Source organism: Porphyromonas sp. oral taxon 278 str. W7784, assembly GCF_000467855.2.
Lineage (GTDB): Bacteria > Bacteroidota > Bacteroidia > Bacteroidales > Porphyromonadaceae > Porphyromonas.
In genome coordinates this window covers 301006-316069 of the sequence record NZ_KI259258.1, presented here as the reverse complement: position 1 = coordinate 316069, position 15064 = coordinate 301006, and the positions used below count along the sequence as shown (strand labels likewise).

Genomic DNA, 15064 nt, shown 5'->3' with positions numbered 1-15064 from the left:
TCCCGTAATGGCAGAAGGGACTGCCTACACAGCTCGCCTACACAGCGACGAGACGGAGGGTATTTGGTAGATTCGTACAATCGTTATTTCTTTGCGCCCGCTGGAGACGGACGACTTCGCCCGAGCCCAGCACGACTATACTCACTCGTGATTATTGATGAAACGAATTCTATTTCTCTTCACCCTGCTCCTTGGTCTCTCCATACCTCGGGCAGCCGCACAAGCAGAAGACAAGGTCCACTCCGGTGTACTTCTTGAGCTTGGTCTCATGCAGAACCGTATTGGCTACCATCAAGCTCTCCCGCTTGGCTTCGTCGTCGGAGCTCATATCGGCTACGATCTCTACTCCAACCCCACGGTCTTCTTCGACTCCAATCGGAGCAGTCGGGACGGATCTTCGGACTTCATCTACATGCTTCTCCCGACGGCGAGCCTCGAGCTACGCTGGTATCACGCCCGTGAGAAGAGCCAAGAGGAGATCAATCGTGGGGGCTTCGTCGCCCTTGGTACTGCAATGCAGTCCCACACCGGCGGTATCATCTTCCACAAGCCACTGCAAGGTCGGTGGGACTACCGATGGGCGGTGAAGGCAGGCTGGGGCTATCAGGCCGTGCTCAGCGATGTCATCTATGCTAAGTTTGAGGCTGGGTTGGTAGCAAGTCTACCTCTACAGCGAGACACGGACAAGATCTTCGGCTTCCCCTACGTCGATATCGGTATCGGCGTCAAGCTCTAGCAAGTGCCTCCATACGGCTATCTGCGGTAGGTATCACTCTTAGCGTAACTTGCAAGCTCCCGTCCGACTCGTCGAGGAGAAGCACTAGCTCCCCGCCAATCACACCTAGGCTCACGCCCCGGGATAGGCCATCCACAGGCCAATTCTCTGGGCGTGAGCCTTGCTTTTACCGTACCGAGCGAGCCGATCGCAGGCGGTGCAGAAGGGCGTAAGTTGTCCAATATGGGATAATTGTGTATCTTTGTGCCCGATATTTTTAACTCTCAAAACAGAAAGAGAAATGAATAACTACGAAACCGTTTTCATTCTTACTCCCGATTTATCTGAAGCTCAGGTAAAGGAAGCGGTCGCAAAGTTCGTCGACATCCTCAAGGGCGAAGGCTCTGAGATCGTCAACGAAGAAAACTGGGGCCTTAAGAAGCTCGCTTATACGATCCAGAAGAAGACGACTGGCTACTATCAGCTCGTCGAATTCAAGGCTCAGCCTGAGACCATCGCAGTACTGGAGACCCAGTTCCGTCGCGATGAGAACGTCCTCCGCTTCCTGACTTTCCGCCAGGATAAGTTCGCAGCTGCATACGCAGAGAAGAGAAGAAGCCGTAAGGCATAACCCATTAACGAAAGGAGATAACCACAATGGCTGCACCATCAGAAGTACGCTACCTGACTCCCCTCACTGTAGATAGCAAGAAGAAGAAGTACTGCCGCTTCAAGAAGAGCGGTATCAAGTATATCGATTACAAGGATCCCGAATTCCTCAAGCGTTTCCTCAACGAGCAGGGTAAGATCCTTCCTCGCCGCATCACAGGCACTAGCCTCAAGTTCCAGCGTCGTGTCGCTCAGGCCGTCAAGCGTGCTCGTCACCTGGCTCTGCTGCCCTACGTCACGGACAACATGGCACGATAAGGTATACACTCCGTATCCCCTATCCCCACATAGAATAATAAACCCAGAGGAGACAGAATACAATGAACGTTATTTTGAAAGAAGACGTAGTCGGTCTCGGCTACAAGGACGATATCGTCACAGTAAAGGACGGCTACGGTCGCAACTTTCTAATCCCCACCGGTAAGGCGATCATCGCTACGGAAGCAGCAAAGAAGATCCTTGCTGAGAATCTCCGTCAGCGTGCTCACAAGATCGCAGCGATCAAAAAGGAAGCAGAAGAGCGTGCTCAGAAGTACCAGGGCGTCCGCCTCTCGATCACTGCGCATACCAACGTCGCTACGGGTAGCCTCTACGGCTCCGTCACTGGCGCTGAGATCGCTGAAGAGCTCACCAAGCTTGGCCTGGAGACCGAACGTAAGCTCGTCTACATCAAGGCCATCAAGGAAGTCGGTAACTACACCGCTATCGTGCGTCTGCACAAGGAAGTGGCTGTAGAAATCCCCGTCGAAGTACTCTCCGACGCCCCTAAGGCTGAAGAGAAGAAGGAAGAAGCTCCCGTCGCTGAAGCTCCTGAAGCTGAAGAAGCCGAAGACGCTAGCGAAGAAGCATAAGAAGGACACACTTCCATATCCCTACGCTCTAGCAGGTAGCCTCCCCGTCATGGGTGCTATCTGCTAGAGCTTTTTATTGTACTGGGGGAAGCGATCTTCTATAAATTCAGCTTATATCAATATAGACTGATTCAGTTGCTCAAGCTTAACAAAGTCTTTACCTTTGCAGTGTAATCATTAACAAATAGTAAGAAACGCTATGAACGTACTATCAATCACTGGGATCAACCCAGCTAAGGCAGAGCAGGTCATCAAGGAACTGAACCAGCTCCTGGCAGACTTCCAGATCTACTATACCAACCTCCGTGGCTACCACTGGCACGTCCGTGGCCGTCAGTTCTACACCTTCCACAGCCAGTTCGAGAAGATGTACAACGAAGCTGCAGAGCAAGTCGATGAGATCGCCGAACGTATCCTCCAGCTCGGTGGTGTACCGGAGAACCGCTTCAGCGAATATCTCAAGCTGAGCAAGATCAAGGAAGAGACCAAGGTAACTGATCCCGCTAAGATCATCCCTGCTCTCCTCGACTCCCTCAAGGTGCTCATCGCTCAGGAACGTGCTGTAGCTGCTGCAGCCGATGCAGCTGACGACATCGTCACGGGCGACCTCGTCTCTGACCTCCTCGACGGTCAGGAGAAGTCTGTCTGGATGATCTCCGCCCTCGAAGCTTAATAGCTCCTCCTTCTATAGCAGGCGATCCGAGCGGTCGCTACAATCTACGACGCCGAGCACTTAGTCTCATCCCGCCCTCGGGATGAGGCTAGGTGCTCGGTCTTTTTATATTCATCGAGCCCCAGCTATACCATAAAAGACTAAAAACTTCGCTTTTCTTAATTAAATTATTAAGTTCGACCCATACGAACTTTACAAAATAACTCTACTTTTGTAATGATAATCGCAACGCAACCCGCCCCATAGCTCCGACCCTGATCTCAGCGAAGGGGGCATCTTCACTCAAATACCACTACCACGATGGACCTGCTACAAATCGTGAAGGGGTTCAATGAGATCCTCTGGAATAGCTTCCTCATGTACGTCCTCCTCGGCGTAGGGATCTTCTACACCCTTTATCTGGGCTTCCCCCAAATTCGTCATTTCGGTCTGGCGATGAAGTATTCCTTTGGCTCGATCTTCAAGAAGCGAGAGAAGGATACGGCTGATTCAGACCAAGTCAACTCATTCCAAGCGCTCGCCACAGCCGTCGCCGCTCAGGTGGGTACGGGCAATATCGCCGGTGTCGCCACAGCCATCGCCATGGGTGGTACAGGAGCAGTCTTCTGGATGTGGATATCCGCCCTTCTCGGTATGGGTACGATCTTCTCCGAGGCCGTGCTAGCCCAAGAGTATCGAGAGGTACGTGACGGCCAAGTCGTAGGCGGTCCCGCCTACTATATCCACCGAGGGCTAAAGAGTAAGAAGCTCGCCGCCTTCTTCTCCATAGCCGTGATCATCGCTCTTGGCTTCATCGGCTGTATGGTACAGGCTAATTCCATCTCCATCGGACTGACCAGTGCCTTCGGGATGAAGGACTGGACAAGCGGGCTACTCATCGCAGCGCTCGTAGCCATCGTCATCGTCGGCGGGCAGAAGCGTGTGACGACCATCGCCGAGCTGGTCGTCCCCTTCATGGCAGTAGCCTATATCCTGGGAGCGATCATCATCCTCTTCATCTACTCGGATCAGATCCAGCATGTCTTCCTATCGATCTTCGAAGAAGCCTTCTCCACAGAGGCAGCTGCGGGTGGGGCCGCTGGCACGGTGATGAAGTATGCCATTCGCTACGGGATCTCCCGTGGACTCTTCTCCAACGAGGCGGGTATGGGGAGCACGCCACATGCTCATGCCCTAGCGAATGTCAAGGATCCTTCCATCCAAGGCTTCGTAGCGATGTCGGGTGTCTTCGTGGATCTCCTGATCTGCTCCGCTACGGCCTTCATCATCCTACTCACAGGAGTTCATGACGATACAGGACTTATCTCCGTGCAGATCACACAGAAGGCCTTCGAGCAAACCTTTGGTCATGGTGGGGTTGTCTTCTTAGCTGTGAGCCTACTGATCTTTGCCTTCACGACGATCATAGGCTGGTATGTCTTCGGTGAGATGAATATCCGCTACCTCTTCCCGAAGAAGGCCGTCTATGTCTTCCGTGGCATCGTCATCTGCTGTATCTTCTCAGCGACGATCTTCCGTGCCGACCTGATCTGGGAGCTGGCAGATACCTTCAATGGTATCATGGTCATCCCCAACGTCATCGCCATCATCATCCTGGCGCCTCAAGTGAAGAAGATCTACAAGCGCTTCCTACAGCGACGGAAGACAGAGTCACTCTAGCGAGCACTGTAGCGCACCTCCGTCCCCGCTAGCGAATCACCTCAGAGGTTACTTACATCAAGGTTAGCACCCACCCTAACGACACAGCCCCTCGAGACTAAGGATAGTCTCGAGGGGCTGTGTCATATCTAGTTAGGCGATAGGTCGCCCTTAAGTCGGAGGGAAGGGCTTAGTCCAGGACGTGGCGCTCTGCATGGTAGGAGGAGCGTACCAGCGGACCACTCTCGATGTGCCGTAACCCACGCTCCAAGCCAAGGGTACGTAGACGTGCGAACTGGTTCGGGTGGATGTATTCGACGACAGGGAGATGGCGGTGCGTCGGCTGAAGGTACTGCCCGATCGTCATGATCGAGACGCCTACTGCATGAGCGTCGTCGATGAGCTCTAGTACCTCTTCCTCCGTTTCGCCTAGTCCGAGCATGATCCCTGTCTTAGCAGGGATACCACTTGCAGCGATACGCCCGAGGACAGAGAGGCTCTGTTCGTAGGTAGCTACGTGACGTACCGAGGGTGTCAGGCGACGTGTCGTCTCGAGGTTGTGCGAGATGATCTTAGGCTGGCAGGCGATGATCTGGTCGACATAGTCCAGTCGGCCATTGAAGTCCGGGATGAGCACCTCGACAGTGACTTCGGGCGTCGTACGGCGGATAGCCTCGATAGTGCGTACCCAGTGCTGAGCACCGTAGTCCTCTAGGTCATCTCGGTCGACACTGGTGATCACTGCGTGACGCAGGTTCATCTTCTTGATGCTCTGAGCTATCTTCATTGGCTCCAGCGGATCAAGAGGAGGAGGGTTCTTCCCCGACTGAGTATTGCAGAAGCGACAGGCACGTGTACAGATCGCTCCACCGATCATGAAGGTGGCGGTACCTGCACTCCAGCACTCACCTTGGTTGGGGCAACGACCACTGTGACAGATGGTGTTGAGCCCGTGGTGCTCGATGGTGTGCTTCGTGTCGGTGAAGGTAGAGTTGTCTCCGAGACGTATCTTGAGCCACTCGGGCTTACGTACACGGACTACCTTACCTGACTTCTTAGGGACTATGGTTTCTTCTTGCATCATTATGTAGTACGTAGCCCTTAGCTGGAAGCTTTCTTCCCCAGCTAAGGGCTACTGAAGGGGGATGTGACTTATAGGTTCTCCTCTAGGAAGGTGATGATACGCTTGTAGAGGTGATTGCGGGTATTGCCTCCGTAGATCCCATGGTTGCGGTCCTTGTAGATCGCCATGTCGAAGGGGATACCAGCCTGGACGAGCAGTTCGGTGAAGTCCATAGCATTCTGCACATGGACATTGTCGTCTGCGCTCCCATGAATTAACAACAGCTTGCCTCGAAGGTTCTTCGCCACGTTCAGTACCGACGAAGCCTTGTACCCATCGGGATTCTCCTGAGGAGTACGCATGAAGCGCTCGGTGTAGATCGTATCGTAGAAGCTCCAGTCTGCTACAGGAGCGACGGCAACACCTGTCTTGAAGACACCATTACCATGGCAGAGCCCCATCAGCGTCATGTAGCCACCGAAGCTCCATCCATAGAGTCCGATGCGCCCAGCATCGACGTAGGACTGCTGTCCCAGCCACTTAGCCGCGGCGATCTGGTCTTCGATCTCCTTCACCCCGAGCTGGAGGTAGGTGCACTTACGCCAAGCCTCGCCACGAGCGCCCGTACCACGGGGATCGACACAGACGACGATATAGCCCTTGCTAGGCAGGATCTGCTCCCATCCGAGGCCGAAGGCATCGAGTACCTGCTGCGAATCGGGCCCGCTGTACTGAGTCATCAGCACGGGGTACTTCCTCGTAGGATCAAAGTCATAAGGCTTGAGGATCCAGGCATTCAGTTCTTCGCCACGACCATTAGGGATCCTGATGAACTCCTCACGGCGAAGGCGATAATCCTTCAGTCGCTCAGCGATCTCCTTGTTGTCCTTGAGCACACGAAGGGGGCGTAGCGACCCCGTGGCATAGACGGCAGTCGTCGTCGGAGTATGTGAATTGCTGAAGATACTGATGTAGTGGGAGAAGTCATCGCTGAAGATAGCTTCGTTCGATCCAGCGCCTGGGTGAAGCGCCGTCTTCCGTCCCTTGGGGTCTATGCGATAGATAGAGCGGCGCATGGGGGATTCGTCCGCTGCCTGATAGTAGACATTCCCCTTGGCATCGATCCCGTAGAAGTTGGTATCGTCGTAGCTTCCAGTCGTGACCTTACGCTGGAGGACACCCTTGTCCGAATAAAGGTAGATATGGCGGTAGCCATCCTGCTCGCCGAGGTAGGCGAAGCCCGAAGGGATGAACTGACACTTCGTAAGGTTGCGACTATCCACGTAGGCCTTGTTCCGCTCCTCGAAGACGACCTTCGGCAGTAGGGTCTTGTCGTTGACGTAGTAGAGGATGAGGTGATTCTGCTGTCTATTCAGGGAGAAGACTGCAAGGTTGCCATCCCGACCGACGAACTCCAGTCGGGGGATGTAGTAGGGTGCGTTCTTGAATGTAACCGGCTTCTGTGAGCGGTCCGTCACGTTGTAGATGTGCACCGAGACCTTCGAGTTAGGGGTCCCAGCCTTCGGGTACTTATAGGTATAAGCACCTGGGTACTGCCCCATGCCGTAGATAGGCATGCTGTACTCGTCGACCTCGCTCTCATCGGTGCGGACGAAGGCCAGATAATTATTGTCTTCACTCCAGGTCATCAGGCGGATCGTCTCCAGCTCTTCTTCGTAAACCCAGTCGGTGATGCCGTTCATGACCTTGTTGCGCACAGCGTCGGAAGTCACACGTACTTCGGTATCGAACTCAAACTTCTTGATGAAGATATCCCCCTCACGGACGAAGGCGACCATCCTCCCATCAGGGCTGAAGGTCGGGATCATCACTTTGCCTGCCGTAGTGCTCAGGGGCTCGACCCGATTGCGACGCACGTCGTAGTGGAAGACATTACCCTTGCTGGAGCGACGATAGATAGCCTCCTGATCGGTGATCAGCAGGATATGGTGGCCCTTGGGCTCAAGGATGTAGTCGTCGAACTTCTTGAAGTCGCACTCACGTGCCTTGTGGACGCTGAAGAGCGTATCGACGAGTTCGCCCGTGTGGAAGCTATACCGGAGGATCGCCTGATGCTCCTTGTCCATCATCGTGTAGTACTGGCCATCACTGGTCGAACGCATGCCTTGGCCTGCGGTATAAGCGTAGAAGCGCCCCGAGGTCACGTCCTCGACTTGGAGATCTTTGGTAGGCTGCTGTGCCTCAGCATAGGAGCCTGCTCCGAGCGTGACGAGCAGTAGGGTTAGGGATAGTAGTGTTCGCATAACTTGTATGTATTAGTTCACCTCCGACAAAGATACAAAAAGGGTGGAAGGAATCTAGGCCTTCCCAAGGGGAAAGCCCCGTCAGCACCCAGCCTCCGCAAGCACCAGATCCGCCCCGTCAGAATGGGCTCTCCGAAGGGGGGAAAGAAACCTACGGTAGGTCGCCGAAAAAACCTACTGTGGGTCGTCTCACCGACCTGTAGGTCGCATCGACGACCTACCGTAGGTTTTATTTTGGGTCTATCGGGGGAGGGGCGAGCGACGCTCAGAACTGAGCGGTTCTCCCCCAGAGAAAGGGGGTGCTCAGAGCTGGTGTGAAGTCGGTAGCGGTTTGCCCGCTATTTTCACTCCGACACGACCATTTTCGTGAGGTCACGAAAATGGTCGTATCCGGGGGTGATGGACTGGGTCTATCGAGGGGCGACAACCGCCAACTTTAGGGGATGAGAACTAGAGGAGAACGTGAATGGATCGGGAAGCAGTAGTGAGCGGGGTAGCATATCCTCGGGGCTTGCACCGAGGGATACAGCATCCATAATACAAGCGACTCCGCAGAGCCCTCTCTTAGAAGAAGGAATTCTGCGGAGTCGCTGAGTTAGGGAGGGAGGTCTACCTCACTTAGACGTCACGGCCGGGGCGGAGGGCTTCGGCGTCGTCTAGGGTGAGGATCGAGTTGACCAGAGTGGCAGCCAGGTTGCTACCGCCCTTACGGCCTTCGACGATGATTTTAGGGATGTCCTTGAAGACCTTGGCCATGTACTTAGATTCACGCACCTGGACGAAGCCGACAGGTGCGGCGATGATCCCGCTGGGATGTGCCTTGCCTCGGCGAATGAGGTCACATAGCTCGATGATCGCCGTCGGGGCATTCCCTACGGCGAAGAGCGCATCAGGATGCTCTTCGACCGCCAGACGGATACCCGCCTGCGAACGGGTGATCCCCTTCTTCGCAGCCAGTTCGGTAGCTCGGGGATCATTGAGGTAGCACTTGACTTCAACCCCGAGGCGCTCCAGAGCACCCTTGCGGATACCGGCAGCGACCATCGTCACGTCGGTGATGATGGTACGGAGCTTGCCATCGAGCACCGCCTGGTGCATCCGAGCGACGGCCCCTGGGTCGGTGTAGAGGATCTTCTCCATCTCGAAGTCCGCCGTCGTGTGGATGGAGTGAATGAGCGCCCACTTGTGATCGAGGGGGACGTCAGGGTTCTGCAGTTCGCTATTGATCGTGCGGAAGCTCTCGATCATGATGCCCTGCCCGACCTTGACATCCTGCTCCAGCTTGCCCTCAGCATAGTAGCCTCGGGGGGTGATGAAGTGGCCGTCGAAGTTGTAGCTCTGCGTATTGCCGATGATCAGGACGGTGAACATATCCACCTCCTCGGGATCGAACTCGGCGAGCGTCGTCAGCTTCACCTCCTGCTCCTCACGACCCGCCTGACGCACGTAGCCGATGGGCGTATCGGGAGAGCGGTGCTTGGAGAAGATCTCCAAGAGACGATAGAGCTGCCAGTAGCGACCCTGGCTCTTGGGATTGTAGACCGCCGTGATGAAGTCCCCATAGGCAGCAGCCTCGATACGCTTCTCGATGCGTAGCCAGGGGGTCATCAGATCCGAGAGGGAGAGGATGCAGAGGTCATGCCCGATCGGACAGCCCAGCAGGGCAGCTGCCTTCTGGAAGGCACTGATCCCTGGCAGGACTTCTACCTCGATGGAGTCGGTGACACCCTTCTCACGCATCATCTCGTAGATCAGGGGAGCCATGCCGTAGATGCCCGCATCCCCTGAAGAGATGACACAGACGGTCTTCCCCTCCAGCGCATAGCGGAAGGCCTCCTCGGCACGCTGACGCTCGGCCTTCATCCCGCTGTCGATACTGAGGGCGTCGGGACGGATGTGCTCCTCGATGAAGCGGAAGTAGTACTTGTAGCCGACGATGACGTCGGAGGCTTGGACGGCCTGGAGTACCGCTGGGGTGATGTCCTCTGGGCTACCGGGGCCGATACCTGCGACGATGATTTTATTCTTTTTCATCAATGGATTCTATTCAGTGGTGAAATTTCTTCGTTTAGGTTTTGTTTTCGGGGGCAAAGATAGGGGATTTCTCCTGCTTGACAGCTATCGATGAGGGGGCTAACCTTACCTAGTCTCGGGGCGAGGAAGACAGGGCGGAGAGGGAGGGCTCTTCGCCCCTGCTCAAGGAGGCAGTCCGAAGCCCCCTAAAAGGGATCCACGGCGACCCACGGTAGGTCGCAAGGCGACCTACAGTATGTTTTTTCGACGACCTACCGTAGGTCGTTTTTTCCCCCTTTCAGAAGTCGCTTGCCAAGCGGGCTGTGCGAGGTCCCCAGGCGGGCTTCTGAAGGAGATTGGTTCACTTCCGCTACCTTTGCCCCAAACAATTCACCCTATGGCTAAGAAAAAGACCGTATATCACTGCAACGAGTGTGGGGCTCAGTATCCCAAGTGGCAGGGCTTCTGCTCCCAGTGTGGCGTGTGGAACTCCATCGAGGAAGAGGAGATCATCGTCGGCAAGCAGGACAAGCCCAGCCAGAGCTTCACCGCCCATAGCCTCGCGAGCAAGCCCGTACGCCTCTCTGACATCGAGCAGCGGGCGGAGACGAGGCTGACGATGGGTGACCCCGAACTCGACCGAGTGCTGGGGGGCGGGCTCGTCGAGGGGTCCTTCGTCCTGCTGGGTGGCGAACCCGGCATAGGGAAGTCCACCCTCATCCTGCAGACCGTCCTTCGCCTCCCCTACAAGACGCTCTACGTCTCGGGCGAGGAAAGCCTCTCCCAGCTCAAGATGCGTGCCGACCGTATCGGAGACACCAACGGCGACTGCCTGATCTACACCGAGACCAGCCTAGAGAAGATCCTCCACACAGCGCAGGAGGTCGCCCCGCAGCTCCTAGTCATCGACTCCATACAGACCATCCAGACCGAGCTCTCCGACTCCTCCCCCGGGAGCGTCTCCCAGATACGCGAATGCGCTACTGCCCTGCTGAAGTACTGCAAGACGGAAGGGGTGGCGGTCATCCTCATCGGCCATATAAATAAGGAGGGGAGCATCGCAGGTCCGAAGGTGCTGGAGCATACCGTGGACGTCGTCCTACAGTTCGACGGCGACAAGCACTATATGTATCGTATCCTCAGAGGACAGAAGAATCGCTTCGGGAGCACTACCGAGCTCGGGATCTACGAGATGCGTCAGTCGGGGCTCCGCCCTGTGGAGAATCCCTCGGAGCACCTGATGACCCAGAGCGATCTGAAGCTCAGCGGGACAGCCATCGCCGTAGCGATGGAGGGCGTGCGTCCCTTCCTGATCGAGACGCAGGCGCTGGTCAGTTCAGCGATCTACGCCACGCCCCAGCGCTCCTCCACGGGCTACGATACTCGACGGATGAATATGCTCCTGGCTGTGCTGGAGAAGCGTGCTGGCTTCAAGCTCGTACAGAAGGATGTCTTCCTCAATATCGCAGGGGGCATCCGCCTCTCTGACCCTGCTTCTGACCTGGCGGTGATCTCTGCCGTCCTCTCCTCCAGCCTAGATATAGCGCTCCCCGAAGGGATATGCCTCACGGGGGAAGTGGGCCTGTCGGGAGAGGTGCGTCCCGTGGGGCGTATCGAGCAGCGCATCCTAGAGGCTGAGCGGATAGGTTTCCGTGCGCTGATCCTCCCCGAGAGCAATCTCCACGGGCTGAGTGAAGCGTCCCGAAGCATCCAACTCATAGGTGTCAAGACGGTCGAAGAAGCCTTCCGTCTCCTCTTCCGACGAAGCCATTAGCGAAGGGGCATCTTAGGTAGGAAAGGAAATAGCACGGGCTAGGAATCCAGGATTCCTAGCCCGTGCTATCTATATGGTGAGTATGCTTGCTACGCCTGCCGTGTCGCCTGTAGCTCAGCCTTACTTCTTCGCTCGGATACGCTCCTCTTGCGCCTCGTGGCGGTCACGAACCTCCTTAGCATACTGGGCAGCTCGCTTACGCCCCTTGCTGTCGGTGCCAAAGGCATTGAATTCAAAGCGCTCCGGTAGGTCTCGGGCGTAGTCCCGGATACGTACCAGCCCACCCTCACCCTTGTAGAGGACGATCGAGTCATAGAGACGCCGAGGCTCAGGCACGATGCTATCCCGATGCCCCTCTATAGGCTGAGGGAAGCGATAGGACGCATAGCGGATCTCAGCCGAATCAATGGATATGCGCTGGTAGAGCTGTAGCCCCGACCCCAGACGGTCATGTACCGAGGAGAAGCCATTGCGGTAGACCTTCGGTGAGGCCGAACTGATGACAAAGGCAGGAGCTATCGTATCGCCTTCGCTCGTCCGTGTCGTAGCTCGGGCATAGCCATGATCGTGCCCCTGCAGGACGAGGTCGGCACCTCCCGAGATCAACTCATCCTTGAAGACGTAGTGCATCACCAGATTCTTTCGCCCCTCCCTTACGCAGTCGACAGCGTGGTGGAAGAGTACGATCTGCCAGGGTTGCTTCGATTCTCCCAAGACCTTCCTAAGCCAGGAGCGATGCTGACGGATCGATCCCAATCCCATGATATCTGTCGTGTCAAGGACGATGAAGCGAAGGAGGGGGAAGTCGACGAAGTAGCTACGTCCGAGGAAGTCCTCAGGGCCGTTCTTGGGGTAGCCGAACTGTCGTACCCAGCGGACATCCAGCTCACGGGCGAAGCCTTTCTTCAGGTACTCATGATTGCCTGGCGTCGCTAGGATGGGCACTTCGCCACTGAGGGCCCCGATACTCTCGTACCAAGCACGCCAGTAGGTATCTGTAGGCCCTTCGATCTGATCCCCTGCGAAGGCGAAGAAGTCGATCGCCTCGGGAGAGCGTCGGAGATAGTCGAAGTTCCGCTTGCTCTCCGCCACAGCAGGATCCTGGATATCACCGAGGTAGATGAAGTTCGTCTGAGGCGCTTCACTAGGCATCGAGAAGGCATCGCTATAGGGGCGAGCACCCTCCACCTCGATGCGATAGAGATAGCGTTCGCCTCTGTTCAGACTATCGAGCTTCACCTGATAGTAGCAGCCCTTCCCCGAGCGAGAGGCTATGACTTCGGCGCTGGGAGTGAAGGCACGGGGGCGGAGGGTATCGCCCTTGGCCGTGATCCGAGAGAGCAGGAGTGTCGAGGTGTGAGGCGCCTCACCGCAGAGCCAAGAGAGTGTACGCGCTTGGGTAAAGTCTTCCCCTGGGGTGAGCGTCACACGACTGATCTCCTGAGCGATGGTATAGGGTGCTTCGGGAGCATTACCGAACCAAGCATGCCAGCGGAGTTTCAGGAGGATACCACCCCCTCCGAGCAGTAGCACCGCTAGGATGAGTGCGATACGCCAGCCTCGTCGCGTCTTCGTGGGCTTCTGCCCGACGTGATGGTGTACTCGCCGTCTACGCATGGGTATCGGGGGTAGCTTCTCCACCCTCCGTCTCTGAGGGCTGGAGCGATACGACAACAGGCTCTTCACCTCGACGGTCGGCAGGGCGAAGCGTAGATAGCTCCAGCTTCAGACGATCACGCTCCGTGGCGAGGCTATCCCGCTCCTCACGGAGGGCACGTACCTCTTGGCCGAGGCTATCCCATTCGATGAGGCCACGGATAGCCAGCCCTAGAGCGATGGCAGCTACAGCGCCGACGACCCCAAGTGAAGAGAGGGGCGCTGAGCCCTCGACTACCCCAGGCATCGTCAGGCCCCACACGGCGTAGCAGAGTAGGGGGATCAGGAAGCCTATGAGCGCTACCACCAGGAGCATCCAGAGATAGGGACGATAGAGCCGGCGACGCATCATCCGTGGAGCCAGGAAGTAATAGTTGAGGTAGAAGAGCCCGACCAGATATAGGTCCGTGAGCCATGTAGAGTAGTAGAGCTCAGGACGGGAGAAGACCGACTCTCCGTCGAGGGCCTGTACGGAGGTCACCAAGGTCTGCAGGAGGATCAGGACAAACCACAGAAGGGCGTAGATCGAGACAGAGATCGTCCTATTGGTTGCTTTGGTAGTATTCATTGGATAGGGGAATTAATGAGTGCGTGATGCGATGTAGTCGGCCAGCGCCAGGAGGGAGCTTCGGTACGGGCTCTCTTCGAAGGTGCGAAGGAGTGTCTTCGCCTCCTCGATATAGCTGTAGAGCTTCTGCCAAGCGTAGTCGATACCACCAGCTTCGAAGGCCAGAGCGGTGAGGCGCTCCACGGCTTCGTCGGTGATGGGTTTGTCTTCCAGGAGCTGGAGGTAAGGCTCGGCCTTCCCCTCTGCCTGTAGCTCGAGGAGGACGTGAAGGAGGGGAAGTGTGACCTTACCCTCTCGGAGATCGTTGCCCGTGGGCTTGCCGACATCGGAGCGGTAGTAGTCGAAGATATCATCTCGTATCTGGAAGGCCATCCCCAGCGCAGTGCCGATCTGGATGGCCTGCTCTAGGGCTTCGGGAGTAGCCTCCATGGTGATCGCAGCCACCTCAGCGCAGGAGCGGAAGAGGACTGCAGTCTTCTGATAGATGATCTCGTAGTAGTTAGCCTCGTCCAGGCGGACGAGGTCGGCGGACTCTGCCTGACGGATCTCTCCTTCGGTCAGCTCTCGGCCGATGGCAGAGACGATGCCGATGATCCTCAGGTCGCCGAGGGCGATGGCGCCGATCAGCGCTGAGGAGAGGACGAAGTCGCCCATGAGCACGGCCACCCGATTGTCGAAGATCGCCCCAAGGGTCGGCTGACCTCGTCGGGTCTTCGCCTCGTCGATCACATCGTCATGGATGAGCGTAGCGGTGTGGATCAGTTCTAGGAGGACGGCAGCATCGATACTCTTGGGCGACGGCTCTCTCGAGCCTACCAGTCCGGCCATCAGAGCCGTGAGTATGGGGCGCACCTTCTTGCCCGTCGAGGCATTGAGGTGCTGGATCGCTTGCTCCAGCCATTCGGACTTGGTCGCAAGGATCGAGGCAAACTGCCTATGGAAGTCATCCACATAGCTGGCTACGGGAGCTTTGATCTGATCGAGTTCGTGCATCTAGGTCTTCGCTTCTAAAATTCTTAACAAAAATAGCGATTTCTATCTGTCTACGCCCTTATTCCTCCCCGATCTCTCTTCGCCAACTTACCGAGACCTCCTTCCGAGCAAGAATAGCCCCTTCCCTCCTCAGAGAAATGCGGGAGAGGAAGGGGCTGGAGAAGGCCGTACAGACAGGGCTTAGCGC

13 protein-coding genes are annotated in these 15064 nt (G+C 56.3%); 7 read left to right on the top strand and 6 right to left on the bottom strand.

Annotated elements, in window-relative coordinates; genetic code table 11:
- Positions 1 to 157 precede the first annotated feature (157 nt).
- From HMPREF1556_RS07915 to HMPREF1556_RS07890, 6 genes are all read left to right on the top strand, one after another.
- A complete protein-coding gene (locus HMPREF1556_RS07915) occupies positions 158 to 736 on the top strand; it encodes a hypothetical protein (RefSeq protein ID WP_021667906.1) in 579 nt (192 codons plus the stop codon).
- Positions 737 to 1016: 280 nt separating this feature from the next.
- Positions 1017 to 1346, top strand: a complete 330-nt coding sequence (gene rpsF, locus HMPREF1556_RS07910; RefSeq protein WP_021667905.1) for a 30S ribosomal protein S6 — start codon at positions 1017 to 1019, stop codon at positions 1344 to 1346.
- 26 nt (positions 1347 to 1372) lie between these two features.
- Complete coding sequence (rpsR, locus tag HMPREF1556_RS07905) at positions 1373 to 1642, top strand: 30S ribosomal protein S18 (protein WP_021667904.1); 270 nt, start codon at positions 1373 to 1375, stop codon at positions 1640 to 1642.
- A gap of 62 nt (positions 1643 to 1704) precedes the next feature.
- On the top strand, positions 1705 to 2235 hold the full coding sequence (gene rplI / locus HMPREF1556_RS07900) for a 50S ribosomal protein L9 (RefSeq protein WP_021667903.1): 531 nt from the start codon (positions 1705 to 1707) through the stop codon (positions 2233 to 2235).
- 199 nt (positions 2236 to 2434) lie between these two features.
- Positions 2435 to 2908 carry a Dps family protein gene (locus HMPREF1556_RS07895; protein WP_021667902.1) on the top strand — a complete coding sequence of 158 codons (474 nt, stop codon included), beginning with the start codon at positions 2435 to 2437 and terminating at the stop codon, positions 2906 to 2908.
- Between the two features lie 300 nt (positions 2909 to 3208).
- Positions 3209 to 4567 carry a sodium:alanine symporter family protein gene (locus HMPREF1556_RS07890; protein ID WP_021667901.1) on the top strand — a complete coding sequence of 453 codons (1359 nt, stop codon included), beginning with the start codon at positions 3209 to 3211 and terminating at the stop codon, positions 4565 to 4567.
- A 169-nt stretch (positions 4568 to 4736) separates the two neighbouring features.
- Here HMPREF1556_RS07890 and lipA read toward each other — a convergent pair whose 3' ends face one another.
- The 3 genes from lipA to cobJ all read right to left on the bottom strand — a co-directional run bounded on the left by lipA (position 4737) and on the right by cobJ (position 9907).
- Positions 4737 to 5630 (bottom strand): lipoyl synthase, encoded by an 894-nt coding sequence (gene lipA / locus HMPREF1556_RS07885; protein WP_021667900.1) that lies wholly within the window; start codon positions 5628 to 5630, stop codon positions 4737 to 4739.
- Between the two features lie 68 nt (positions 5631 to 5698).
- The gene (locus HMPREF1556_RS07880) at positions 5699 to 7873 is read right to left on the bottom strand and encodes a S9 family peptidase (protein WP_021667899.1); all 2175 of its coding nucleotides are present in this window, start codon (positions 7871 to 7873) and stop codon (positions 5699 to 5701) included.
- A gap of 618 nt (positions 7874 to 8491) precedes the next feature.
- A complete protein-coding gene (gene cobJ, locus HMPREF1556_RS07875; protein ID WP_021667896.1) occupies positions 8492 to 9907 on the bottom strand; it encodes a precorrin-3B C(17)-methyltransferase in 1416 nt (471 codons plus the stop codon).
- A 376-nt stretch (positions 9908 to 10283) separates the two neighbouring features.
- Here cobJ and radA point away from each other — a divergent pair, with 376 nt between their 5' ends.
- Positions 10284 to 11660, top strand: a complete 1377-nt coding sequence (radA, locus tag HMPREF1556_RS07870) for a DNA repair protein RadA (protein ID WP_021667895.1) — start codon at positions 10284 to 10286, stop codon at positions 11658 to 11660.
- Between the two features lie 120 nt (positions 11661 to 11780).
- Here radA and HMPREF1556_RS07865 read toward each other — a convergent pair whose 3' ends face one another.
- The 3 genes from HMPREF1556_RS07865 to HMPREF1556_RS07855 are packed head-to-tail and all read right to left on the bottom strand — an operon-like array spanning position 11781 to position 14877.
- On the bottom strand, positions 11781 to 13277 hold the full coding sequence (locus HMPREF1556_RS07865) for a metallophosphoesterase (RefSeq protein WP_021667894.1): 1497 nt from the start codon (positions 13275 to 13277) through the stop codon (positions 11781 to 11783).
- The gene (locus HMPREF1556_RS07860) at positions 13270 to 13884 is read right to left on the bottom strand and encodes a hypothetical protein (RefSeq protein WP_021667893.1); all 615 of its coding nucleotides are present in this window, start codon (positions 13882 to 13884) and stop codon (positions 13270 to 13272) included. Before HMPREF1556_RS07860 ends, HMPREF1556_RS07865 begins: the two co-directional genes overlap by 8 nt.
- Before the next feature lie 12 nt (positions 13885 to 13896).
- Positions 13897 to 14877 (bottom strand): polyprenyl synthetase family protein, encoded by a 981-nt coding sequence (locus tag HMPREF1556_RS07855; protein ID WP_021667892.1) that lies wholly within the window; start codon positions 14875 to 14877, stop codon positions 13897 to 13899.
- Between the last annotated feature and the right edge of the window lie 187 nt (positions 14878 to 15064).

Coding starts and splice junctions, on each gene's coding strand:
- HMPREF1556_RS07915 (WP_021667906.1), top strand. CDS start 158: ATGAAACGAATTCTATTTCTCTTCACCCTGCTCCTTGGTCTCTCCATA.
- rpsF (WP_021667905.1), top strand. CDS start 1,017: ATGAATAACTACGAAACCGTTTTCATTCTTACTCCCGATTTATCTGAA.
- rpsR (WP_021667904.1), top strand. CDS start 1,373: ATGGCTGCACCATCAGAAGTACGCTACCTGACTCCCCTCACTGTAGAT.
- rplI (WP_021667903.1), top strand. CDS start 1,705: ATGAACGTTATTTTGAAAGAAGACGTAGTCGGTCTCGGCTACAAGGAC.
- HMPREF1556_RS07895 (WP_021667902.1), top strand. CDS start 2,435: ATGAACGTACTATCAATCACTGGGATCAACCCAGCTAAGGCAGAGCAG.
- HMPREF1556_RS07890 (WP_021667901.1), top strand. CDS start 3,209: ATGGACCTGCTACAAATCGTGAAGGGGTTCAATGAGATCCTCTGGAAT.
- lipA (WP_021667900.1), bottom strand. CDS start 5,630: ATGATGCAAGAAGAAACCATAGTCCCTAAGAAGTCAGGTAAGGTAGTC.
- HMPREF1556_RS07880 (WP_021667899.1), bottom strand. CDS start 7,873: ATGCGAACACTACTATCCCTAACCCTACTGCTCGTCACGCTCGGAGCA.
- cobJ (WP_021667896.1), bottom strand. CDS start 9,907: ATGAAAAAGAATAAAATCATCGTCGCAGGTATCGGCCCCGGTAGCCCA.
- radA (WP_021667895.1), top strand. CDS start 10,284: ATGGCTAAGAAAAAGACCGTATATCACTGCAACGAGTGTGGGGCTCAG.
- HMPREF1556_RS07865 (WP_021667894.1), bottom strand. CDS start 13,277: ATGCGTAGACGGCGAGTACACCATCACGTCGGGCAGAAGCCCACGAAG.
- HMPREF1556_RS07860 (WP_021667893.1), bottom strand. CDS start 13,884: ATGAATACTACCAAAGCAACCAATAGGACGATCTCTGTCTCGATCTAC.
- HMPREF1556_RS07855 (WP_021667892.1), bottom strand. CDS start 14,877: ATGCACGAACTCGATCAGATCAAAGCTCCCGTAGCCAGCTATGTGGAT.